This window comes from Streptomyces sp. SAS_281 (genome assembly GCF_052542855.1).
Genome location: NZ_JBMNDO010000004.1, coordinates 63,858 through 87,113, shown reverse-complemented (window position 1 = coordinate 87,113; position 23,256 = coordinate 63,858). Strand labels below are relative to the sequence as shown.

The 23,256-nt window shown below is 72.8% G+C and carries 18 protein-coding genes and 3 tRNA genes; 13 read left to right on the top strand and 8 right to left on the bottom strand.

Going from position 1 to position 23,256, the window contains the following annotated elements:
• Nucleotides 1-17: 17 nt before the first annotated feature.
• A complete protein-coding gene (locus ACN6LM_RS03200; RefSeq protein WP_445063722.1) occupies nucleotides 18-1,505 on the bottom strand; it encodes a PP2C family protein-serine/threonine phosphatase in 1,488 nt (495 codons plus the stop codon).
• Between the two features lie 478 nt (nucleotides 1,506-1,983).
• Here ACN6LM_RS03200 and ACN6LM_RS03195 point away from each other — a divergent pair, with 478 nt between their 5' ends.
• Complete coding sequence (locus ACN6LM_RS03195) at nucleotides 1,984-2,685, top strand: bifunctional DNA primase/polymerase (RefSeq protein ID WP_445063721.1); 702 nt, start codon at nucleotides 1,984-1,986, stop codon at nucleotides 2,683-2,685.
• A gap of 609 nt (nucleotides 2,686-3,294) precedes the next feature.
• Here ACN6LM_RS03195 and ACN6LM_RS03190 read toward each other — a convergent pair.
• The 3 genes from ACN6LM_RS03190 to ACN6LM_RS03180 form a co-directional block, all read right to left on the bottom strand.
• Nucleotides 3,295-4,260, bottom strand: a complete 966-nt coding sequence (locus tag ACN6LM_RS03190; RefSeq protein ID WP_445063720.1) for a DUF5926 family protein — start codon at nucleotides 4,258-4,260, stop codon at nucleotides 3,295-3,297.
• 132 nt (nucleotides 4,261-4,392) lie between these two features.
• Nucleotides 4,393-4,869 (bottom strand): ATP-binding protein, encoded by a 477-nt coding sequence (locus ACN6LM_RS03185; protein ID WP_445063769.1) that lies wholly within the window; start codon nucleotides 4,867-4,869, stop codon nucleotides 4,393-4,395.
• 326 nt (nucleotides 4,870-5,195) lie between these two features.
• A complete protein-coding gene (locus ACN6LM_RS03180) occupies nucleotides 5,196-6,032 on the bottom strand; it encodes a glycerophosphodiester phosphodiesterase family protein (RefSeq protein WP_445063719.1) in 837 nt (278 codons plus the stop codon).
• 190 nt (nucleotides 6,033-6,222) lie between these two features.
• Here ACN6LM_RS03180 and ACN6LM_RS03175 point away from each other — a divergent pair, with 190 nt between their 5' ends.
• The 5 genes from ACN6LM_RS03175 to ACN6LM_RS03155 all read left to right on the top strand — a co-directional run bounded on the left by ACN6LM_RS03175 (nucleotide 6,223) and on the right by ACN6LM_RS03155 (nucleotide 11,323).
• Nucleotides 6,223-7,734, top strand: coding sequence for a trypsin-like peptidase domain-containing protein (locus tag ACN6LM_RS03175; protein WP_445063718.1), 1,512 nt, complete (start codon nucleotides 6,223-6,225; stop codon nucleotides 7,732-7,734).
• A 53-nt stretch (nucleotides 7,735-7,787) separates the two neighbouring features.
• Nucleotides 7,788-7,872, top strand: a tRNA-Ser gene (locus ACN6LM_RS03170).
• A gap of 393 nt (nucleotides 7,873-8,265) precedes the next feature.
• Entirely contained in the window at nucleotides 8,266-8,577 is a 312-nt protein-coding gene (locus ACN6LM_RS03165) for a hypothetical protein (protein ID WP_445063716.1), read from the top strand.
• Nucleotides 8,578-8,845: 268 nt separating this feature from the next.
• The gene (locus tag ACN6LM_RS03160; RefSeq protein WP_445063715.1) at nucleotides 8,846-9,505 is read left to right on the top strand and encodes a SigE family RNA polymerase sigma factor; all 660 of its coding nucleotides are present in this window, start codon (nucleotides 8,846-8,848) and stop codon (nucleotides 9,503-9,505) included.
• A gap of 168 nt (nucleotides 9,506-9,673) precedes the next feature.
• Nucleotides 9,674-11,323: a long-chain fatty acid--CoA ligase gene (locus tag ACN6LM_RS03155; protein ID WP_445063714.1), complete on the top strand. Its 1,650-nt coding sequence runs from the start codon at nucleotides 9,674-9,676 to the stop codon at nucleotides 11,321-11,323.
• Nucleotides 11,324-11,398: 75 nt separating this feature from the next.
• Here ACN6LM_RS03155 and ACN6LM_RS03150 read toward each other — a convergent pair whose 3' ends face one another.
• Entirely contained in the window at nucleotides 11,399-15,877 is a 4,479-nt protein-coding gene (locus tag ACN6LM_RS03150) for a PAS domain-containing protein (RefSeq protein WP_445063713.1), read from the bottom strand.
• Nucleotides 15,878-16,089: 212 nt separating this feature from the next.
• Entirely contained in the window at nucleotides 16,090-16,548 is a 459-nt protein-coding gene (locus tag ACN6LM_RS03145) for an SSI family serine proteinase inhibitor (protein WP_445063712.1), read from the bottom strand.
• A 198-nt stretch (nucleotides 16,549-16,746) separates the two neighbouring features.
• On the opposite strand from ACN6LM_RS03145, the gene ACN6LM_RS03140 reads away from it, so the two are divergent.
• The 5 genes from ACN6LM_RS03140 (at nucleotide 16,747) to ACN6LM_RS03120 (ending at nucleotide 19,089) form a co-directional block, all read left to right on the top strand.
• Nucleotides 16,747-16,837, top strand: a tRNA-Ser gene (locus ACN6LM_RS03140).
• Between the two features lie 160 nt (nucleotides 16,838-16,997).
• Nucleotides 16,998-17,070: transfer RNA gene (locus ACN6LM_RS03135), tRNA-Arg, on the top strand.
• Nucleotides 17,071-17,186: 116 nt separating this feature from the next.
• A complete protein-coding gene (locus ACN6LM_RS03130; RefSeq protein ID WP_445063711.1) occupies nucleotides 17,187-18,401 on the top strand; it encodes a helix-turn-helix domain-containing protein in 1,215 nt (404 codons plus the stop codon).
• 125 nt (nucleotides 18,402-18,526) lie between these two features.
• Nucleotides 18,527-18,943, top strand: coding sequence for an ATP-binding protein (locus ACN6LM_RS03125; protein WP_445063710.1), 417 nt, complete (start codon nucleotides 18,527-18,529; stop codon nucleotides 18,941-18,943).
• Nucleotides 18,940-19,089 (top strand): hypothetical protein, encoded by a 150-nt coding sequence (locus tag ACN6LM_RS03120; RefSeq protein ID WP_161212536.1) that lies wholly within the window; start codon nucleotides 18,940-18,942, stop codon nucleotides 19,087-19,089. Before ACN6LM_RS03125 ends, ACN6LM_RS03120 begins: the two co-directional genes overlap by 4 nt.
• Before the next feature lie 42 nt (nucleotides 19,090-19,131).
• On the opposite strand, the gene ACN6LM_RS03115 is transcribed toward ACN6LM_RS03120, so the two are convergent.
• Complete coding sequence (locus ACN6LM_RS03115) at nucleotides 19,132-20,328, bottom strand: NAD(P)/FAD-dependent oxidoreductase (RefSeq protein ID WP_445063709.1); 1,197 nt, start codon at nucleotides 20,326-20,328, stop codon at nucleotides 19,132-19,134.
• Nucleotides 20,329-20,442: 114 nt separating this feature from the next.
• Nucleotides 20,443-21,387, bottom strand: a complete 945-nt coding sequence (gene sigJ, locus ACN6LM_RS03110; RefSeq protein ID WP_445063708.1) for an RNA polymerase sigma factor SigJ — start codon at nucleotides 21,385-21,387, stop codon at nucleotides 20,443-20,445.
• A 49-nt stretch (nucleotides 21,388-21,436) separates the two neighbouring features.
• On the opposite strand from sigJ, the gene ACN6LM_RS03105 reads away from it, so the two are divergent.
• Both ACN6LM_RS03105 and ACN6LM_RS03100 read left to right on the top strand, forming a co-directional pair.
• Nucleotides 21,437-22,339, top strand: coding sequence for a DUF2797 domain-containing protein (locus tag ACN6LM_RS03105; protein ID WP_445063707.1), 903 nt, complete (start codon nucleotides 21,437-21,439; stop codon nucleotides 22,337-22,339).
• Nucleotides 22,340-22,352: 13 nt separating this feature from the next.
• A complete protein-coding gene (locus ACN6LM_RS03100) occupies nucleotides 22,353-23,228 on the top strand; it encodes an amidohydrolase family protein (protein ID WP_445063706.1) in 876 nt (291 codons plus the stop codon).
• Nucleotides 23,229-23,256 lie beyond the last annotated feature (28 nt).

Sequence of the window (23,256 nt, the reverse complement as noted above, 5' to 3'; positions counted from 1 at the left end):
CACAGGAGGGGCCCGGCTCAGTCGAACCGGGCCGCGAGCACGACCACGTCCTCGGCGCCGTCCGCCCGCCGCGCCCCGTCCGGCAGCACGGCGCGCACCACATGGTCGGCCACCGAGGCGGCGTCCCCGCGCAGCGCCCTCGGGACGCTCGCCGCCGCCGAGTGGAGGCGCGCGTACGCCCGGTCCATCGAGTCGCCGGCACGGCGCAGCAGGCCGTCGGTGTACAGCAGAACCGTCTCGCCGGGTGCGGGCGTGATGTCCACACTGGGCGCCTCCCAGCAGGACAGCATCCCCAGCGGGGCGGAGAGCGTGGTCTCCACGTACGAGGTGCGGCGCTCGCCGGTGATCAGGGGCGGCGTGTGCCCGGCCCCGGCGAACAGGATCTTGCGGCGGGCGGGTTCGCAGTACGCGAAGAGGGCGGTCGCCGAACGGGCCGGCTCGGTCAGCCGGAGCAGCAGTTCGAGATCGGAGAGCACGGCGACCGGGTCCTCGCCCTCCATCACCGCGTACGCGCGCAGCCCGGCGCGCAGCCGTCCCGTGGCGGCCAGCGCGCTGGGGCCCGAGCCGCCCACCGAGCCCACGGCGAGACCGAGGGCGCCCTCGGGCAGGGCCAGCGCGTCGTACCAGTCCCCGCCGCCCTGCGGGGCCACCTCGTGGCGTACGGCGAGCTGGACTCCGGGGATCCGGGGCAGCCGGGTGGGCAGCAGCTCCTCGGCCACGGTGGCGACATCCGCCCTGGCCCGTTCCAGTTCCAGCAGGCGGGCCAGGTGCTCGGACGCGTAGCCGGCGTACAGGCCGACGAGGTGGCGCTGGCGTTCCAGGGGCTCCGCGGGTTCGTCGTAGAGCCAGACGGCGGCGCCGAGGCGTCCGGTCGTCGCGGTGGCGAGGGGCAGTGCGTAGCTGGCGGCGTAACCGAGGCGGGCGGCGACCTCGCGTCTGCGGGGGTCCAGGCCGCTGTCACCGAGCAGATCGGGGGCGGTCAGCGGGGAGTCCGGGTTGGGCAGGCCCTCCAGGACGCGTCCGTACGAGGTGGCACTGCGGGGAACGGTCTCGATCTCCCCCAGTTCGGCGTGGGCCAGCCCGAGCCCGATGGTGCTGACGGGGCCGCGTCGGTCGGACGGTTCGAAGGCGACCAGGCCCCGGCGGGCGCCGACCAGGGCGGCTCCGGCTTCGAGGAACTCGTGCAGTGCGTCGTCCAGGGTGCTGGTTCCGGCCAGGCGCTCGGTGAGCTCGTGGAGCGTGGTGAGGTCGGAGACCCAGCCGGCGAGCCGGTCCTGGATGAAGGCGCCGGGCAGGGCGGGCACCGCCCCGATGGGGTCGGCAGTTTCATCCGAAACCGTAACTGTGGGATCGATTCCAGCCACTTTTGGCAGGTGCGGAGCGCTCATGGTCGCCGGCTTTCCGAGCGGTGTGTTCCGTCGAATAGCATCGCAAACCCCCATGTCATTCTGCGCCGCTACCAGTGCATCCACATGTACACGCACAAGTGAGGCAATGTCCAGCATTGTCCCCTCGGGAAACCCGGTGTCCGCGCCTTAATCAACTTGGCCAAAAAACGCACCTCGCTGTGCGCATTAGCGGTCGACTGGGTCTGCCCGACGGGGGAGCACCTCCGGGTGAAGCCCCACGGGTGCGTCATTCCGGGCATGCTGGGTACGTAATTCTTTGGATGGCCAGGGGCGGCCCCGCCCGCCCCCGGAACCTGGCAGCAGACCCGGACGTCCTCACCTGTGACGGCCGCGCACCACCCCCCGAGTGGTGAGGCCGCACGCAACGGACCGCAGGCGCGCCGTGCGCCCCGCACCTCGCCACGATGCCGACCGCAAGCAGCTCGATCCGGCTCAGCACGGCTCACGCTCGGTACCGACGAACGACCCGTACCGCAGGCTCGACGAGCACGTACACCCAGAAGCCGCAGGCATGGTGTGACCACGCACGATGCGAGGCGGACCCTCGGCGTTCAACGGAAAGGAACGAGCGCTCATGCGCGAGATCCTCGGAAGGCGACGCAGGCCCGGCCGCAGGGGCGGCTCCGCCCGGCTCGACGCGGCCCTGACCTGCGCCACGGAGTGGCAATGGCCCGTGGTCCCCGGAGCGGGACTGCGCGGGGACGGTGATCGCGGCCGTCGCTGCGCGTGCCCCGATCCCGAGTGCCCGGTGCCCGGCGCGCACCCCTTCGATCCCGGACTGCTCGCCGCGACCACCGATGGCCGGATGGTGCGCTGGTGGTGGACGAACCGGCCGACCGCGCCGGTGCTGCTCGCCACGGGCGGCCACGCGCCGTGCGCCTTGAGCCTGCCCGCGCCGGCCGGTGCGCGCGCCCTGGCCGCGCTGGACCGGGCGGGCCTGCGCCTGGGCCCGGTCGTGGCGACACCCACCCGGTGGGCGCTGCTGGTTGCCCCGTACACCCTGGAACGGCTCGGTGAGCTGCTGTACGCGCAGGACCGGGTGCCCGGCTCGCTGCGGTTCCACGGGGAGGGCGGTTACGTCGTCCTGCCGCCGTCGGAGATCGGCACGGGGCAGGTTCGTTGGGAGCGCGCGCCGGAGCGCACTCCGGGTTCACGCCCCAAGGGTGCCGCCGCGCCGGTCGTGGCGCCCTGGCTTCCGGATGTCGAGGCGGTGCTGGACGCCTTGGTCGTGGCGAGCGTGAGTGCCCCGGACGGCGGTAGCAGACTGACGCACTGAGCGGTTGGGGGAAGGGTTGGCCGGATTCCGATGTCCGTGTGTTCTTTCAGGGGCCATTCATTACGGAGTTCTGTCGCTTCTCTGTCCGATCTCCGGTGAATCTCTTCCGTTCTTCCCCACTCCCTCCCACTCCCTTCCGCAGGGCATCACGATTTCCGGGTAAACGGAGGGACCGCTTGTGACGCATCCGCTTGTCCGGTGGTGTCGCTGATGCCGAGGGAATTCGGATGCGGTAAAGCCCGGCGGCGTGGGGCTCCCTGAGGGCGCCTCGGGCGCTGTTCCCGCCGCGGCGCAGGTCCAACCGGCTTCTTGGGCTGCGGGACTGACGCCCGGCCATCGCGCGGAGGAGCTGGAGCGGGTGACGGGCGGAGGGGTCCGGGCGGGGCCCGTACGCGGGCCTGCGCGCCCCGGGTGCGCGGAGCGCGCCGTACCCGGAAATGAGGATGCCCGATCGCTGGCGACGGGGGATGCACCAGCGACCGGGCTTCTTGAACGGTAACAAGAGATCTGCAGTTCGCAAATTCGATCTCGTGTATGAGGACAGCGATTTACCTGCCAGTACGGCGAGTTGTGACGGGAGTCACCGTCCGGGCTGAGCGCCGGTGACGGTCAGCTGAGTGTCACTTGGCGGTTGGTGAGCCCGCCGCGCGCCCGCCGCTCGTCGGCGGTGAGCGGAGCGTCCGACGCGAGCGCGGTCGCGAGCCGCTCCGCGAACGCGGCGGCGGGCTTCTCGCAGTCCTCGGCACCCATCGCGCTCGGCAGGTCCCAGACGGGGACCATCAGACCGTGCGCCCGGAACGAGCCGACCAGCCGGGTGTCCTCGCCGAGCGAGGACTCGCCTGCGGCGTGCAGCCGGGCGAGCGCGTCCAGGAGCTGTTCCTCGGCGTGCGGCATGACCCAGCGCAGGTGGTTCTTCTCCGGCGTCTCGCACCAGTAGGCGGCGTCCACACCGGACAGCAGGGCGGTCGGGATCGCCGCCTCGTTCGCCCGTTCGAGCGAGGCGGACACCTCGGCGGTGGCGTTCTCCGAGTCCGGCACCCAGAACTCGAAGCCGGAGTGCACCACCGGCTCGAAGGGCGCGTCGTTGTCCAGGAGGTCCTGCAGCCGGGGCCCGTCGGCCGGCACGCGGCGGGCGGCCACGGGCGAACCGGGCTCCGCCTCCAGCGCGCGGCTCAGTGTGTCCGCGAGATCCCGGCTGAGATCGCCGGACGAGGTGTCGTTCTGCAGGGCGAGGAGGACGGAGCCGTCGTCGCGGCGCAGCGCGGGCCATGCCATGGGCAGGACCGTCGCGAGCGTCACCGACGGCACGCCCTCGGGCAGGCCGCCCTTGAGCGTCAGGCCGGCCGTGGCGGCCGGGACCAGCTCGCGCAGCGCGACCCAGTCGCACTCGCCGGCCAGGCCCTCGAACGGACGCTGGACCAGCTCGGTCACCGCCTGGGCCGCGGCGCGGCCGTGACACGCCTTGTAGCGGCGGCCCGAACCGCACGGGCAGGGCTCACGAGCCCCGACCACCGGGATCTCGCCGTCCTTGAGCTGCTGCTTCCCGGCCTTGGTCTGAGGGCGCTTCTTCGCCATGGTGGGCTTACTCCCGAGTGCGACAGTGCGGTCTGGCCCGCGAGCCTAGCCGCCCCGTCGCCCGCCGGCGCACCACCGCCGTGCCCGCGGGCTCAGCCCGCGTGGGCGAACCGCTCGGCACCGACCGGGTGTTCAGCCCGCGTCATCGAACGCGTCGTCGAACGCGCCGGTGAAATCCAGCCCTTCGAGCCCCGGCACGACGGTGGCCCTCGGCGCGCCAGGCAGTCCGGTCATCCCGGCCGCCCGTCCGCTGCCCCGTCCGCCCGGCCGGTCGCCGCGGGGGGCGTGGCCTCCGTCGACGAGCACCCAGACGGTGACCTCCCCCGGCGCGTCGTCCCGTACGCCCCACTCCTGGGCCAGGGCGCTGATGATGTTGAGCCCCCGGCCGCCGCGAGCGGTCACCGAGGGGGTGGCCGGAATCGGCCGGGTCGGACCTCCGCCGTCCGTCACCTCGACAGTCAGCCCGCCCGTCCTGTCGACGCGCCAGGCGGCGCGCACGTCGCCGTCCCCCGTCTCGCTCTGCCAGCCCAGCGGCCTGCCGTGCCGGCAGGCGTTGCTGAGCAGCTCGGAAAGAATCAGCACCGCATCGTCGACGACCGAATCCGACACCCCGTGGCTGCGCAACTGCTCGCGCATCCGGTGCCGCGCCTGGCCCACGCCCGCAGGACCGTGGGGAACGGCCATGCTCGACGACGTGGGCACCTCCTGTGCCACCACCAACGCCACCCCCGAGACCTCCTTTGCCCCCACGCCACGGAGTGGATGCCCTCCTGAGCTGTGCCGGAAACCGGCAAGGGGGCTGGCAGTGACGCACTCGTCACGAACAGGCACAGTCCGAGTGCGCCGGTGTACTCCCTGTAGTTGATCTCCTGATGGGCAGATGGGTTGATGCGTTCATACGCACATACGCCGAGGCGTGCCCCGGTGCGTCGATGTCATGAACGGCCCAGCTGTGCCAGGACCTGCTTGGGGCGGTTGGTGATGATGGCCTCGACCCCGAGCTGTACGCAGAGCTCGACGTCCTCCGGCTCGTTGACCGTCCAGACGTGCGCCCGGTGCCCGGCCCGGTGGAGCCGTTCGATGTAGCCGGGGTGGCTGCGCACGATCCGGACGCTGGGTCCGGCGACACGGGCCCCCGCGGGCAGCCGTCCGTCGCGCAGCCGGGGCGACACGAACTGCATCAGGTACACGGTGGGCAGGTGGGGCACGGCCGCCCGGACGCGGTGCAGCGAACGGGCCGAGAAGCTCATGACGCGTACCGGTGAAGGGGTGCCGGCCGGCGGCGGTGCGTCGAGCTCGAAGCGTTTCAGCAGGTGCAGCAGGCGTTCCTCGACCTGCCCCGCCCAGCGGGTGGGGTGCTTGGTCTCGATGGCCAGCTGGAGCGGCCGCCCGGCCGCCCGCGTCTCCACGAGGAGTTCGAGCAGCCGTTCCAGGGTGAGTACGGAGGTGAGCTCGCCGGGCACCGGGTCCCAGTCCGGCGACTCTCTGTCGTCGCGGTCCTTCCAGGAGCCGAAGTCCAGGGCGGCGAGGGCGTTCAGCTCCAGGGCGGAAACCGCGCCGCGGCCGTTGGACGTACGGTTCACCCTGCGGTCGTGCACGCAGACGAGGTGGCCGTCGGCGGTGAGGCGTACGTCGCACTCCAGGGCGTCGGCGCCGTCCTCGATCGCCTTCCGGTAAGCGGCGAGGGTGTGCTCCGGGGCGTCGTCGGACGCGCCCCGGTGGGCGATGACCTGGATGGGATGCTGCTGCCGTGCTCGGTTCACCCGGGTCATGGTGTCACCGCGGGAACACGGCCGTGCACACCTTGCGACGCGGGACCGTTTTGTCCGATGTAAGGGTCGTGCGCAGATGCACAGGTCCTGCTTACAGTGGCCTGACGTGTCGTGGGAAAAGCTGACTGCGGACACGTACACAGCGGATCTCTTGCCGAATGACTGATGTGGAACCGAGGAGTAAAGAGCTGTGAGCACCGAGAACGAGGGCAACAAGGGCAACGCGGCCGAGTCCGCCCCGTCCGTACCTCCCGTGCCGGCCGACGCTCCCCAGGCGCCCCCCGAGGACACGCCTGCCGCCGCCCCCCACCCGGACGAGACGGTCACCCGGCAGCAGCCGGTCACCCAGGCGCCGGACCAGCCGCCCGCCCAGGCCCCCGTACCCTCCTCGCCGGACCCCGCGACCGCGCAGACGGCCGCCTACCCGACGAACCCGCAGTACGCGCCCCCGCCCCCGCCGCAGTCCGCGGCCGACGCGGGCTGGCCTCCGCCGCCGCCGGCCGTTCCGGCGTACGCCCAGGGGGCGCACGGCAGTGGCGGCGGTCCCGTGTGGGGCGCGCCCGGCGGAACGCACACCCCCGAGGCGCCGCGCAAGCGCCGTGCGGGCGGTCTGGTGGCCGCCGTGGTGGTTGCGGCGCTCGTGGCGGGCGGCATCGGCGGCGCCCTCGGCTACTGGGCCGCAGACCACAACGACGACGCCGGCTCGACCACGGTCTCCGCGTCGGCGAACCAGCAGGACCTCAAGCGCGACCCGGGCACGGTCGCCGGCGTGGCCGCCAAGGCGCTGCCGAGCGTCGTGACGATCGAGGCGCAGGGCGGTGACGGCGAGGGCGGTACGGGCACCGGCTTCGTGTACGACAAGGAAGGCCACATCCTCACGAACAACCACGTGGTGGCCTCCGCGGCGGACAGCGGCCAGCTCACGGCGACGTTCTCCAACGGCAAGAAGTACGACGCCGAGGTGGTCGGCCGGGCCCAGGGGTACGACGTGGCCGTCATCAAGCTGAAGAACCCGCCGAAGTCCCTGTCCCCGCTGCCGCTGGGCAACTCGGACCAGGTGGCGGTCGGCGACTCCACGATCGCGATCGGCGCCCCGTTCGGCCTGTCCAACACGGTCACCACGGGCATCATCAGTGCGAAGAACCGCCCGGTCGCCTCGGGCGACGGCAACGGCGGCAGCAACTCGTACATGAGCGCCCTGCAGACCGACGCCTCGATCAACCCGGGCAACTCCGGCGGCCCGCTGCTCAGCTCGGGCGGCGCGGTCATCGGCATCAACTCGGCGATCCAGTCGACCGGCAGCTCCGGCCAGAGCCAGGCGGGCTCCATCGGCCTCGGCTTCGCGATCCCGATCAACCAGGCGACGACCGTCGCGCAGCAGCTGATCAAGACCGGTCAGCCGGTCTATCCCGTCATCGGCGCCACGGTGACGATGGACGAGAAGAGCGGCGGCGCCGTCATCGCGGACCGGGGCACCGGCGGCACGGACGCGGTCACGAAGGACGGCCCGGCGGCCAAGGCGGGCCTGCGCGCGGGCGACGTCATCACGAAGTTCAACGACACCGTCGTCGACAGCGGCCCCACCCTGATCGGCGAGATCTGGACCCACAAGCCGGGCGACCGGGTCACCCTGACCTACGAGCGCGACGGCAAGACGGCGACGGCCGAAGTCACCCTGGGGGAGCGCAAGGGCGACAGCTGACCGGTTAGGCTGTCCCCGCGCCGGACCGGTCCTCACCGACCGCACCGGCGCGGGGTGGGTTGCCCGAGCGGCCTAAGGGAACGGTCTTGAAAACCGTCGTGGCGCGAGTCACCGTGGGTTCAAATCCCACACCCACCGCAGTGAACGGCCCCCGACCGGGCGAACCGGTCGGGGGCCGTTCGTGTGTGTGGGGGGCGGTGCTTCTAGGATCGGCGGTGGGGGCGGGGTCGTAGCGCAGAGGTCGTCGCGCGCGGTCTCCAAAGCCGCGAGGACGCCGGTTCGAATCCGGTCGGGTCCGCCTCTGCCCTTCCCCTGTCGGGTGCCGCTCATGGGGGCGCAGGGCGCACGGTTCGACCCAGGTCAAGGGTTTGGTTCGGGTTCCTCACGCCTGCGGGGGAACCGGAAGCCAGGGGCGGTTCGGCGGTGGGGCGGTGGGCAGTTCTGGTCCGCGACGTCGTGATCAGAACCGGGCGGTCGGCCGCCGGCCCGGGCTCAGCCTCAGCCCTACTTCCGGTTCCTGGAGGAACAGACATGGCAAGCATCCGTACCGCTCGTGCCCTCGCCGTCGTTGCCGCGCTGCCTCTGACCGCCGTTCTCCTCGGCGGAGTGGCCCAGGCCGACAACGGCTCGTTCGCGAGCGGTGGATCGAACGCGGGCGTGGCCACGATCAGCGGCAGCGGGGTCGGGCGGGACAACGCGGGCAACTCCTCGACCTCGCAGCAGCAGGCGACGGGCGCCGGAGCGTCGAACCAGAGCAACTCCGCGCAGGTGAACGGCTCCGGTTTCACCGACATCGACCAGTCCACGTACAACCTGGCGGTGAACTTCACGAACCTCTGGTGAGCCCCGCGCCGTTCGCGGCCCTGCCGGGGGCCGGACCGCGACGGGCTCGCACGACGGCCCGCCCGTACGCCGGAGTGGCGTACGGGCGGGCCGTCCGCCGTCCACCTCGCGGCCGTACCGGGACCTCGGGGCCGACCCTGAGGACCCGGGTACGCCCCCCTCCACCTACAGGAGGTGGAGGGGGACCCGGTCCTACACCCTGAGGCGGACGCGGTTTCGGGACCTGGGGGCGATTTGGGAGGCGGGGCCCCGCTTCTAGCGTGGAGCCATGACCACGCCAGTCCGCACGGGCACCCACAGGGGAGCCGCACCGGCATGCACGTCGGCCGCGGTACGCACTTACGCGCCGGCGCGCACCGCTGCCCCGGCGCGCACGCCGGGCACCTCAGGCCGTGCCGCACACGCCGCGCGCACGTCGGCGGCGCCGCACCTTCCGTACCCCTCGTTCACGTCGTTCGTGCAGGCACGCGGTCCGGTGCTGCTGCGGGCGGCGCGCTCGCTCACCGCCAACCCGAGCGACGCCGAGGACCTGCTGCAGACCGCGCTCACCAAGACCTACGTCGCCTGGGACCGGATCGAGGACCACCGTGCCCTCGACGGCTATGTCCGCCGGGCCCTGCTGAACACCAGGACCTCGCAGTGGCGCAAGCGCAAGGTCGACGAGTTCGCCTGCGACGAGCTGCCCGAGCAGGAGGCCGTTCCCGGCCCGGACCCGGCGGAGCGCCAGTCGCTGCACGACGCGATGTGGCGCGCCGTCCTGAAGCTGCCGGCCCGCCAGCGGGCGATGGTCGTCCTCCGCTACTACGAGGACCTGAGCGAGGCGCAGACCGCCGAGGTGCTCGGGGTGTCCGTCGGCACGGTCAAGAGCGCGGTCTCCCGGGCGCTCGGCAAGCTCCGCCAGGACCCGGAGCTGATCGCGGACCGCTGAGCGGTGGCCTCCGCAGAGGCGGAAACAGAGGGGCCCGCCCCGGTTCCGGGCGGTGTGACAGTGCGTGGCGACACCGATTCGTACTCCCGGAAGTAGTGACATACCAAGCGGTATGTGCGCAGAATCAGCGGAACCCTACTGCCGCGTAGCGCCCACCGGGAGGACGCCGTGCTCAGCACCATGCAGGACGTACCGCTGACTGTCACCCGCATCCTGACGCATGGGATGACGATCCACGGGAAGTCGCAGGTCACGACCTGGACCGGAGAGCCGGAGCCGCACCGGCGCAGCTTCGCGGAGATCGGCCGGCGCGCCACCCAGCTCGCCAACGCCCTGCGCGACGAGCTGGGCATCGACGCCGATCAGCGTGTCGCGACGCTCATGTGGAACAACGCCGAGCACGTGGAGGCGTACCTCGCCATCCCGTCCATGGGTGCCGTTCTGCACACGCTGAACCTCCGCCTTCCCGCCGAGCAGCTGGTCTGGGTCGTCAAGCACGCCGACGACAAGGTCGTCATCGTCAACGGCTCGCTGCTGCCGCTCATCGCGCCGCTGCTTTCCCGGCTGACGTCGGTGGAACACCTGATCGTCTCGGGTCCCGGCGACCGGTCCGTGCTGGACGGCGCGACGGTGCGCGTACACGACTACGAGGAGCTGCTCGCCGACCGCCCCACCAGCTTCGACTGGCCGGAGCTGGACGAGCGCCAGGCCGCCGCGATGTGCTACACCTCCGGCACGACGGGGGACCCGAAGGGCGTCGTCTACTCCCACCGTTCGGTCTACCTGCACTCCATGCAGGTCAACATGTCCGAGTCGATGGGGCTGACCGACAAGGACACCACCCTCGTCGTCGTTCCGCAGTTCCATGTCAACGCCTGGGGTCTGCCGCACGCGACGTTCATGTCCGGCGTCAACATGCTGATGCCGGACCGTTTCCTCCAGCCCGCCCCGCTCGCCGACATGATCGAGCGGGAGCGCCCGACGCACGCCGCGGCCGTCCCCACCATCTGGCAGGGACTGCTCGCCGAGGTCACCGCCAATCCGCGCGACCTCACGTCCATGGCCAACGTCACCATCGGCGGCGCCGCCTGCCCGCCCTCCCTCATGGAGGCGTACGACAAGCTGGGCGTCCGCCTCTGTCACGCCTGGGGCATGACGGAGACCTCGCCGCTCGGCACGATGGCCAACCCGCCCGCCGGACTGACCCCGGAGGAGGAGTGGCCCTACCGCGTCACCCAGGGCCGCTTCCCGGCCGGTGTCGAGGCGCGCCTCGTCGGCCCGGCCGGCGAGCACCTGCCGTGGGACGGCGAGTCGGCCGGTGAGCTGGAGGTGCGCGGCGCCTGGATCGCCGGTGCCTACTACGGCGGCGCGGACGGCGAGGCGTTGCGGCCCGCGGACAAGTTCAGCGAGGACGGCTGGCTGAAGACCGGCGACGTCGGCGTGATCAGCGAGGACGGCTTCCTCACGCTCACCGACCGGGCGAAGGACGTCATCAAGTCCGGTGGCGAGTGGATCTCCAGCGTCGAGCTGGAGAACGCTCTGATGGCCCACCCGGATGTCGCGGAGGCCGCCGTCGTGGCCGTCCCGGACGAGAAGTGGGGTGAGCGTCCGCTCGCCACCGTCGTCCTCAAGGAGGGCGCCACCGCCGACTACGAGGCGCTGCGGGCGTTCCTCGCCGAGTCCGGCATCGCGAAGTGGCAGCTGCCGGAGCGGTGGTCGGTCATTCCGGCCGTGCCGAAGACGAGCGTCGGCAAGTTCGACAAGAAGGTCATCCGCAAGCAGTACGCGCAGGGCGAGCTGGACATCACGCAGCTCTGAGTCCCTGTACGGAATGGGCGAGGGCGGTACGGGTGCGTTCCCGTACCGCCCTCGTCGTATGCCTCTGTACGCCGGTCAGTTCGTGCCGATCTTCGCGAGCAGGTCGACGATGCGGGACTGCACCTCATCGCTCGTGGAGCGCTCCGCCAGGAACAGCACGGTCTCGCCCGAACCGAGGCGCGGCAGCTCCGCCTCGTCGATGTCGGCTGAGGTGTAGACGACCAGCGGGGTGCGGTTCAGCTGGCCGTTGGCGCGCAGCCAGTCCACGATTCCGGCCCGGCGGCGGCGTACCTGCATCAGGTCCATCACCACCAGGTTCGGCCGCATCCGGGTCGCCAGCGCGACGGCCTCGCTGTCCGTCGCGGCGCAGGCGACCTGCATGCCCCGCCGTTCCAGCGTCTCCGTCAGCGCGGCCGCGATGTCCTGGTGCTCCTCGATCAGCAGGACGCGTGGCGGGTGCTGTTCGCTGTCGCGCGGCGCGAGCGCCTTCAGGAGTACGGCAGGGTCGGCACCGTACGCCGCCTCCCGTGACGCCTGTCCCAGGCCGGCGGTCACCAGCACGGGCACCTCGGCGGCGACCGCCGCCTGCCGCAGGGACTGGAGCGCCTTTCGGGTGATCGGCCCGGTCAGCGGGTCCACGAAGAGCGCGGCGGGGAAGGCCGCGATCTGCGCGTCCACCTCCTCGCGCGAGTGCACGATCACCGGCCGGTAGCCGCGGTCGCTCAGCGCCTGCTGCGTGGAGACGTCGGGTGCGGGCCAGACGAGCAGCCGGCGCGGGTTGTCGAGCGGCTCGGGGGGCAGCTCGTCGTCAACCGGCTGCGGGGAGGGGCGGTTGGCGACCTCGACAGCGCCACCGGGGCCGTCCAGCGGCTCGGGTCCCTCGGCCGCGCCCTCGTCGGGCGCGCCGATGGCGTACGCGCGCCCTTCGGCGGCGGGAGCGGAGAGCAGCTGCCCCGATCCCTGCCCGTGCACGGTGGGGGCGGGGGGTGCGGCGGTGGGCGCTGCAGGCCCGGGCTGCGGGGCCGCGGGGGCAGGTGCGGGCGACGCGGGGCGCTCGTCCTGGCCGGGCTCGGGCTCCGGCGGCGCGGCCAGCTTGCGGCGCCGGCCGACGCTGCTGCCGCCGCCGCCCAGAGTCTGGTTCTGCTGGTGGGCGATGTGCTGGGCGAACGGCACGCCCTGCCCCAGCGTGCGCACGCTGAACGCGCGCCCCTGAGTCGAGTCCGACCCGCCCGGCATCGGTGCCTCGGCGGGCAGCGGCTGCCGCCGCACGTCGGGCGCGGGCGCCAGCGTACGGGGGCGGGCCGGGGGACCTGCGGGGGTGCCGGTGCCGGTGGTGTGGGTCGTACGTCCGGTGCTCTGCGTCTCCGGCGCGGCGACGGGTGCGGCGGGCCCCTGCCCGGAGGCGTCGTCGTCCCCCCAGCCGCCGGGGTGCGCGGGCGGTTCTGGCAGGTCGGCGGGGGCGGACCGCTCCGGCTGGGCGACGGGCACGCCGGGAGTGCCGAGCCTGGGGTCGGCGGGGGTGGGCGGCGCGGTTTCGGCGCCCGGTGCGGGCGGTGCGACCGGCGCGGGCAGCGCGAATGGGGCGGGCCGCACCTCCTGCGGGCCCGTGTCCCCGTGGCGGGCGCGGCGCCGGCCGGTTGGGGCGGGCGGCGCCTGCGGCGGCGCGGGGGCGTGCTCCGGCGCGCCGACGGCGTCGGCCGGGGCAGCGGCAGCGGCGGGGGCGCCGGGGCCGGCGTCCGGTGCGCCGGGCAGCCCGGCACCGGGCCGGTACGCGGCGGGCCCGGCCGGAGGTGTACCCACGCCCGCGCCGTGCGAACCGCCTGAGACGGCCTCATCCGTATCCATGCCGACGCGGTACGAACCCGACGCGGCGGCCTCGTCCGTACCCACGCCGATGCCGTGCGAATCGGACGCGCCGGCCGCCTCCTTACCCACGCCGACGTCATACGAACCCGACGCATCGCCCTCAGGCGCGCCGGCAGGCCCCGGCGCCCCGACCGCACCCGCGACCCCCGCGCCCAAGGACCCGTCCGGCTCCCCGGCACCCGGCGCCACCCGGTCCGCGTCTGCGGGCGGGAGGGCGAAGGGGACGCGCGGTCCGGCCTCGGCGGCGGCGGCCCGTTCCTGGGCGGCGGCCAGGGCGCGGCGGCGGCGCCCGGTCGGCTGCGGCGCCGGCGCGGGCAGTCCCGGCGAGGGCGAGGGCGAAGGGGCCACCGGACCGGGAGCCGGGCGCCCGGCGTCATCGAGGTTCGAGAAGGCGGCGGGCGCCGTGGACTCGACGGCGTTCACGACGGGGGGAAGGGCGAGGCGGCCCTCGTCGCCCGGGTTCCCCCGGTGCCCGCCGGCCGCGACCGGGACCTGTGCCCCGGCCGGAACGCCCTGCGGGGGCACCGTCTGCCCGCGCTGCGGACGGCCGGCCTGCGCGCCCTCGGCGGCGGTCACCACGGACCCCTCCGACGGAGCGGCCGCGGGCAGCGCGAGGGCCTGCCCCGGGGCGGACCGGGCCACCTGCGCACCCGTCTCGGCGGGGCTGGGCCGCCCGCGACGGCGTCCGGAGCCCTCGGTGGCCTGCTGGGCGGGGATCAGCTCGTTCGGGACCGCGACCTCGGCGGCGGGGGCGGCACGGCGCGCACGTCGGCGCCCGGTCGGGGCGGCGGCGCCGGTGTCCCCGGGGGCCGCTTCCAGCTCGCCGCTGCCGTCGGAGCCGCCCATGGGGCTCTCCAGGAAGGCGTCGGTGGAGGAACGCCGCGCACGGCGCCGCCCCTTACCCGCCTCGGGCGCCTCCGACACCACCGGCGCCGGGTCCGCATGACCGGTCTCCTCGAGGGGAAGAGGCGCGGGTGCCACCGGAGGAGCCGCCTCCACCTGAGGCACCGGGGGCGCCACGGTCCCCGCACCCGCGCCGATCGGCACCTCGAGGACGTACGCACTGCCGCTCATGCCCGGCATCTCGTGCGTCTGGAGCACACCGCCGTGCGCGCGGACGATGCCGCTCACGATGGGTACGTGCACCGGGTCTCCCCCGGCGAACGGTCCACGCACCTCGATGCGTACGACGTCACCGCGCTGGGCGGCGGCGACCACGACGGTCGAGTCGACGTAGCCGCCACCGGGCACGAGACGGGCCTTGCCGGTCGAGTCGACGCCGGCGACGTCCGCGACGAGGTGGGCGAGGGCGGTCACCAGGCGTCCGGCGTCGACCTCGGCCTCGATCGGCGGGGCGTGCACCGCGAACTGGGCGCGGCCGGGGCCGATCAGCTCGACCGCGGCGTCGATGCCGGCCGTGACGACGCCGTCGAGCAGCACCCGCGTCTTGACCAGCGCCTCGGCGCCGGCGTCGAGGCGCTGGTAGCCCAGCACGTTGTCGATGAGCGTCGTCATGCGCGCGTAGCCCGCTGCCAGGTGGTGCAGGATCTGGTTCGCCTCGGGCCACAGCTGGCCGGCAGGGTCGGCGGCGAGCGTGGAGAGCTCGCCGCGCAGCTCCTCCAGGGGGCCGCGCAGCGACTCGCCGAGCACGGCGGTGAGCTGGGTGTGCCGGGCGGTGAGGTCGGTCAGCCGCTCGGCCTGCTCCTCCAGTTCGGAGGCATAACGCTCGGTGCGGTCGGCCAGCTCGGAGGCGTGGGCCTCCTCGACGGCGGCGAGCTCGGCGGTGTGCCGCTCGGTGAGTTCGGCGACCGCGGCGGTGTGGGTCGCGGTCAGCTCGGCGATCTCGTCCTTGCGCCGCTTGTCCAGCTCCTCGTAGGGGCGGCGGTCGGTGAACGTCATCACGGCGCCGACGAGCTGGTCGCCGTCACGGACGGGGGCGGTGGTCAGGTCGACCGGGACCTGTTCCCCGCTCTTGGACCACAGAACCTGTCCGCGCACCCGGTGCTTGCGTCCCGACTTCAGCGTGTCGGCGAGGGGGGACCCCTCGTACGGGAAGGGCTCGCCCTCGGCGCGCGAGTGCAGGATCAGCGGGTGCAGCTCCTGGCCGCCGAGGTCGCTGGCCCGGAAGCCGAGGATCTGCGCGGCGGCGGGGTTGACCAGGACGACCCGGCCGTCCGTGTCCGTACCGACGACGCCCTCGGCGGCGGCGCGCAGGATCATCTCGGTCTGGCGCTGCGAGCGGGCCAGCTCGGCCTCGGTGTCGACGGTGCCGGAGAGATCGCGCACGACGAGCATCAGCAGCTCGTCACCGGTGTAGCTGCCCCCGTACGAGCCCTGGACGTCCTTGTACGCCGCCTGCCCGTCCTCCAGGCTGGCGCTGGTCACCTCGACGGGGTACTCGTGGCCGTCGGTGCGGCGCGCGACCATGCGCGTCGGCTTGGTACGGCCTCGCTCGTCCGCAGCCTCCGGCCGTCGCATCGACCCCGGGATCAGCTTGGAGTCGAACTCCGGCAGCAGATCGAGCAGCCCGCGGCCGACGAGCGCGGTGCCCGGCGACTCGAACATTTCGAGGGCGATGGTGTTGGCGTTGACGACCGTACCGTTGCAGTTGACGAGCAGAAGCCCGTCCGGAAGGGCGTCGAGTATGGCTGCGAGGCGAGCAGCGCCTCGGGATGGCCTGCTGCTCACGACGACGCTTCCTCCCTGATTACTGCATCTTGCCGACAGCGGCCCCATCTTGCCCCTCGGGCCTCAAGCTGTCACTGAAGGAGTCTAAAGGCAGGGAAGGGGCGTGGGACTGCGGATGAGGGGGAGCTCTCACCAAGGTTTGGTGCGTACGTTGTACGGCTCCGAGGCGCATCGCGCACCGCGGTGGCCCGCCGAGGGGGCCGCGGGCGCGGTCAGCGCACGTTCGGCAGGACCGGCCGCAGACCGTTCCACCGGGCGATCTCGCACCCGTTGGTCCGCCTGAACGAGGCGTCGACGTGGCGGCCGTGCCAGGTGCCGGTGACCCGGGCGGTGGATTCCCCGCCGTACTGCTGCGTACACATCGCGTCCCGGGGAACGGGCGCGAACGGGTCCGCCCCCTCCCCGTCCAACTGATCGAGCCGCTCGCACGCCTGCGCGGCGACCGGGTGGCTCCCCCGGGCCGGCTCGCACTCCAGCTCGTACCTGCCGTCGGCCTCCGGGTTCCCCGACCCGGCGACGACCACGGTGAGCCGCGTCCCCGCGCCGTCGTCCTGGAGGAGCGGCAGGGACAGCGGCAGCGGGAGGGGCCCGGAGGCGGCGGTGGCGGCGGGCGCGGCGGCGGACAGTGCGGCGAGGGAGGCGACAGCGGTCAGGGCGAGACGGCGCATCATTGCGGACTCCTGTGGCGGAAGAACCTGCGGGGGCGGCGCCCCCGCCCTGCCTAACGCGCCACCCGCCCCGGCGTTGCGCACGGCAATCGCTTTGCTCTCGTGGCCGCCCGCCTAGTACCGTAGGCCGCGATTGGTGGCGCGGCGTGCAGCTGTGTCATCATCTGCACGCACCACTCGCGCTCGCGCGGGCGTTGCGCTGGAGGCGTCGCCTAGTCCGGTCTATGGCGCCGCACTGCTAATGCGGTTTGGGGCTTACCCCCCATCGAGGGTTCAAATCCCTCCGCCTCCGCACCACACCGAAGCCCCGGTCCCCAGGACCGGGGCTTCGCTCGTTCCTGGCGTTTGCGCAGTTCAGGCGGGGTGCGGGCAATGGATTTCGCGTCCCGGCGCAGGTCATGTAATGTTGTTCTCGCAACGCCGACGGGGCAGAAAAAACCCCGGAAGCACAAGCACTCGTAGCTTAACGGATAGAGCATCTGACTACGGATCAGAAGGTTGCAGGTTCGAATCCTGCCGAGTGCACAGCAAATGAGAGGCCCCGGAGGAATCCGGGGCCTCTTTCGTTTGCGCTGCTTGGTCCGGCGGTCCTGCGTCCTGGTCCTACTGTCCGTGCCGAGCCGCGGGCGTACCGTGGCCGCGTGGCGAACGATGATCTGGGGCGGACTCTGCGGCGGTTGAGGCGGTTGGCTTCTCTGACGCAGGAAGAGCTGGCCGAGCGGGCGGATGTGTCCGTCGATGTGATCAGGCAGCTTGAGCAGGGGCGGAAGAAGTCGGCACGCCTTCCTACGTTGCACGCGCTCGCGAACGGTCTCGGCGTTGAGCTGACCACGCTCCTGGGGGACCCGCCCGCTGTCGCCTCCTCGGGGGAGAACGACGGGCCGCGCTTCGTGGCGGTGCGTCGCGCCATCATGCCCGCGCTGTGGGGGCCGGCCCCGGAGCCGCCCGGGGACGGCTTCGCGATGGATCGGCTGCGTGAGCGGATCGCGGAGGGGTGGACGCAGTACCACTCCGCCGAGTTCGACGCCGTGATGACGGTCCTGCCGGAGCTCATTGCGGATGCGCGAGCAGCCGCCGTTTCGTCCGAGGGGGAGGTGCAACGGGCCGGCTTCGGTGCTCTGGGCAAGGCGCTTCAGCTTGCCGGGCATGTCGCCGTGCGGATGGGGAAGACCGATCTCGCTCTCATCAGTCTGGAGCGCGCGATAGAGGCGGCCGGACAGTCGGGCGATCCGCTGCTCGTGCCGATGATCGTCAACTCCACGGCGTGGACGTACCAGCGGCAGGGCCGTCTGGAAGACGCGTTGGGCATCGCGCTCCGTACCGCTGACGAGATGGTGAGCGCGGGGCGACTCGACACCGTGGACGGGCTGAAGGTGTGGGGAGCGCTGACCATGAGTGCTGCCACGTCCGCCGCGCGGAGTGGGGACTACGAGCGTGCGGCGGCGATGATGGGGGCGGCGGAGAAGGAGGCCGCGCGTGTCGCCAAGCTGCCTGACGGTGGTGACAACCGGATGGTCAGCGTCTTCAGCCCGTCCTCCGTGCGGATTGAGCGTGTTCGGCTGGCCGTTCAGTACGGGCACCCGCAGGATGCCCTGGCTCTGGCCAAGGGGATGCGGTTGAGCAAGGACACGCCGCCGTCCTGGCGGACGTGGCTGCTTCTGGACGTGGCACGGGCGCACACGGACACGGGGGACGCGGCCGGAGCCGTAAAGACTCTGGAATCCCTGCGCCGGGTGGCACCGACGTGGATGCAGCACCACACCTTGGCCGTGGCCATCGTGCGGGACCTTTGGTCCCTGCCCAACCACCCGGCCGGGCTACGGCCGTTGGCCGAGTTTCTCGGGGTCTGCGCATAGCGTCCTGAAAGTAGGACGCTGCGCCCCTGTAACCCCTACTCGCATGTCGCTTACATGAGCGGACAGTGCCCCGGCGGCCGTGCGACCGGCCCCGGGGCTCGGCCGATCTGAAAGAGCAGACCGACATGCCGCAAGCTACAGCGGAGGCCCGCCCTGTCGGGCCTCCCGGGTACAGCCAGACGATGCCGCGCGAGCCGGAGAGCGCCGCTGCCGCCAGACGTTTCACCGATACCGCCCTGTCCTGTTGGGGCTTGGAGGAGTTGGCCGACGACTGCGCCCTGATCGTGAGCGAACTCGTCGCCAACTCCGTGAGGTACGCCCGCCGGGACTCCATCCGCGTGGTCGTGGAGCGCACCGCTCCCCGGGCGGTCCGCGTGGCCGTCACGGACTTCAGTCGCGCGCTGCCCGTCGAACGTCAGGTGGGAGACAGCGACGAAGGTGGGCGGGGCCTGTTACTCGTGGCGGCTCTGGCATCCGACTGGGGCACGGACGAGCGCCGTTGGGGCAAGGTTGTCTGGGCTGAGCTGGAAGGGCGCGGATGAGCACCGACGAGAGCCTTGGCCGCAGCGCGGCCCGTGCCCATCTTTCTCAGCTGATCGACATGTTCGGCGTGGACGGGTGCTTGAGGGTCAACGTGGTGCCTGAACCTGCACCGGAGGCTGCAAGTGAGGCTGCCGAAGAGGAGTAATTCAGACGGGCGCGGGAAGGGAGGCGGCGGCCCGGGTCCCCCTCACCGTTCCGCAGCCGCCACCGGCGCGACCGGGGCAGCAACCGCGACCGGCCGGCGTCGGGTCGGCATTCCGACCGTCGGGTTGGCCACGCCCCAGGCGGCGCCCTTGCAGACGAGTTCCTTGTAGACGGCGGCGATGCGGCCCGTCAGCGCCGCCTTGACCGCGCGGTCGTCGGCGGTGACGTACTGGATGAGGCCGTCCTTGCGGCCCAGCGAGACGCACTGGTTGAAGTAGCGCAGCGGGGTGGACGGGATCTTGGTGCCGGCGAGGCGGGCCGCGAGGGCGTCGGCGGCTTGCCAGGCGGTGGGGCCGCCCGAGGCGCAGGACATCCGGAGCGGCTTGCCGCCGGGGCCGGCGACGAGGGCCGCGTCCCCGATCGCGTACACATCGGGGTGCGAGACCGAGCGCATGGTCGCGTCGACCACGATCTGCCCGGTCTCCGAGGTCTCCAGGGTGGTGGCCACCGCGAGCGGGTGGACCGCGAAGCCGGTCGTCCAGACGGTGACCGCCGCCGGGAACGAGGTGCCCTCGGCCGTGGTGACGTGACCGGCGCCGACCTCCGCGACGGCGGTGTTCTCGTGGACGGTGATGCCGAGCCGGTCGAAGACCTTGCGGACGTGGGCGCGGCCCTTCGGCGAGAGCCAGTCGCCGAGGCCGCCGCGCGCGGCGAGGGCGATGTCGAGGTCCGGGCGGGCCTCCGCGAACTCGGTGGCCGCCTCGAGGCCGGTCAGCCCGCCGCCGACGATCAGCACGGACTGCCCGGGCGCGAGGGCGGCCAGCCGGTCGCGCAGCCGGAGCGCGCCGGGGCGGCTCGCGATCTCGTGGGCGTGCTCGGCGGTCCCGGGGACGCCCTGGGTGTTCCAGGCGCTGCCGAGGGCGTAGACGAGGGAGTCGTACGCCAGCTCCTCCGCGCCGTCCGCGCTCTCGACGGTGACGGCCTTGCGGTCGACGGCCACGGCGGTGACGCGGCCGACCTTCAGCTCCACGCCCGTTCCGGCGAACATCTCGGTGAAGGGGCGGGGCCTGAGGTCCTGGCCCGCCGCGAGCTGGTGCATGCGGACCCGCTCCACGAAGTCGGGCTCCGCGTTGACGAGGGTGACGGTGACGTCCTCGCGGCGCAGCCGCTTGGCGACGCGGCCCGCCGCGATGGCTCCGGCGTATCCGGCTCCGAGGACGATGATGCGGTGCTGCTGCATGTGCCTGCTCCTGTCTCGCGCGGGTCCGCCCCTGCGGGGTGGTTTCTCGCCCCTTGAACCGGGTGGCCCGCGCTTTCCTGACAGGAGAGTGATGTGACCTGAGTCACTGAGTACTTAGAAGGCCGTGAGCAGCGGCTTTCCGTGTTCCATGGCCGCCCACTGCCGGGTCGCGCGTTCCAGCTTGTCCGGGTTGACCTGGTTGCGGAACGAGGCGATTCCCTCCGGCGTGACTTCCACGCTCATGACGCCGATGACGCGTTCGCCGACGACCGCCAGGACGGCGGTGGCGCCGTTCGCGTACGTCATGTGCAGTGCCACGGAACCGCCGGTCACCGCTGTCTTCGCCTTGCCCGGCTTGAGCAGGCCGCGCATGAACGTCGCGACGGCCTTCGCTCCCTCGAACGCCTTGGCGCGGGCCGGCACCTTCCCGCCGCCGTCGCCGATGGAGATCGCGTCGGCGGTCAGCAGCTCCACGAGCGGTTCGGTACGGCCGCCGGCGGCGGCGAGCAGGAACTCCTCGATGACCCGGCGGGCGGCGGCCTCGTCCACCTCGGTGCGCGTCCGGCCGTCGGCGATGTGCTTCTTCGCCCGGTGGTAGACCTGCTGCACGGCGGCCTCGCTCAGCTCCAGGATCTCCGCGATCTCCCGGTGCGGATGGCCGAACGCCTCGCGCAGTACGTACACGGCCCGCTCGCCCGGCGTCAGCCGCTCCATGAGCGTGAGCACGGCGTACGAGACCGACTCGCGCTGTTCCACCGTGTCGGCGGGGCCGAGCATGGGGTCCCCGGCGAGCAGGGGCTCGGGCAGCCAGGCGCCCACGTACGTCTCGCGGCGGGCGCGGGCGGAGGTGAGCTGGTTGAGGCAGAGGTTGGTGAGGACCTTCGTCAGCCACGCCTCGGGGACCTCGATCCGTCCGGTGTCGGCGGCCTGCCAGCGCAGGTAGGTGTCCTGTACGGCGTCCTCGGCCTCGCTCGCCGAGCCCAGGAGGCGGTAGGCGATGGCCTCCAGGCGGGGCCTGGCCGCCTCGAACCGGTCCACGTCCTGCACGGTCGGGGTCATGCCCGGCATCCTAGGGCCCGTTGTCAGTGCCCGCCCGTAAGGTGCGGACATGGACTGGCAGTGCACCGGCCTCCGTTGGCCCGAGGGCTCCGACGGCCCCGCGCTGGGCTGGCGCAAGGGGGCGCGGACGCGGGCGAGCGTCCTGGCGTACGGAACGGAGTTCGGCTTCCGGGCGTCCGGCGAGCGGCGCTGCTCCGGGGCCCGGGGCCATGCCTGCCCGCTGGGTGCCGTGGTCCCGGCGGGCTCCACGGGCGGGCGCTGCCCGGAGTGCGGGCGGCTCGACCGGGCGCACTCGGTGGCCGCCGACACGATCCCGGACGACCCCCGCACGTACCGGGTGTACCTCGCGTGGTTCGGGCCCGGCATGCTGAAGGTCGGGATCACCGCCGAGGAGCGGGGCGCGGCGCGGTTGCGGGAGCAGGGCGCGGTGGTCTTCAGCTGGCTGGGCCGGGGGCCGCTGATGGCGGCGCGCCGGGCCGAGGAGGTGCTGCGGGCGGCCCTCGGGGTCCCGGACCGCATTCCGTACGCCCGTAAGCGGGAGGTGCGGGCGTCCCTCCCGGACCCGGTGGAGCGGGCGGCCGAGGTCGCGGAGCTGTACGGCAGGGCGGCGGCCCTGGAGGGCGCCGGCCGGTCGGAGGCGCTGGAGCGGCTGCCGTTCGCGGCGGTGGACCACGCGGGGGTGTTCGGGCTGCGGGCGGGGGCCATGGCGGCGACGGGGGGCGGTCCCGTCCGCGCGGTGGCCGGGCTGGTGGACGGGGGCGCGGTGGCGGGGAGGCTCGTCGCGGCGGCCGGACCCGATCTCCACCTGGACACCGGCCCGCAGGGCCTCGTCATCGTGGACACGCGGCTGATGACCGGCTGGACGTTGTCGGCGGCCGGGGCGGGCGCGGCCGGGGCCCGTGTGCCGACCGTCGTGGTGGGGGGTGGTGCGGCGCAGGAGGGGCTGTTCTGAGATGGTCGGCGGTATGGGTGACGATCGCGACGACGTGGTGCGGTTCCGGCAGCGGCTCGGACTGCCCGGACTCATCGACGTGCACACGCATTTCATGCCGGAGCGGGTTCTGCGCAAGGTGTGGGCGTACTTCGACATGGTGGGCCCGCTGACCGGGACGGAGTGGCCGATCGCCTACCGGCACGAGGAGGCGGAACGGCTCGCTGTGCTCCGCTCGTTCGGGGTGCTCCGCTTCACGTCGATGCTGTACCCGCACAAGCCGGGGATGGCGGCCTGGCTGAACGACTGGGCGGCCGGATTCGCCGCCCGGACACCGGACTGCCTGCACACCGCGACGTTCTTCCCCGAACCGGACGCCGGGCGCTATGTGCGGGAGGCCGTGGAGGCGGGGGCCCGGGTCTTCAAGGCCCACCTCCAGGTCGGCGCGTACGACCCGAACGACCCCCTGCTCGACCCGGTGTGGGGTCTGCTCGCGGAGGCGGGCATCCCGGTCGTGGCGCACTGCGGCTCGGGCCCGGCCCCCGGCGAGCACACCGGCCCCGGACCCATCGGCCGCGTCCTCGCCCGGCATCCCCGGCTGCCGTTGATCGTGGCGCACATGGGGATGCCGGAGTACGCGGAGTTCCTGACGCTCGCGGAGACGTACCCGGAGGTCCGGCTGGACACGACGATGGCGTTCACCGACTTCGTCGAGGACGCCAGCCCGTTCCCCCCGGGGGAGCGCGGCCGCCTCGCGGATCTCGGCGACCGGATCCTGCTGGGGACGGACTTTCCGAACATTCCGTACCCGTACGCCCACCAACTGCATGCCCTGGAGCGCCTGGGGCTGGGCGACGACTGGCTCCGGGCGGTCTGCCACGACAACGCGAAGGCGCTGTTCGGCGTCTGAGATCCCCGCTGCGGCTTTCTCAGGGAAT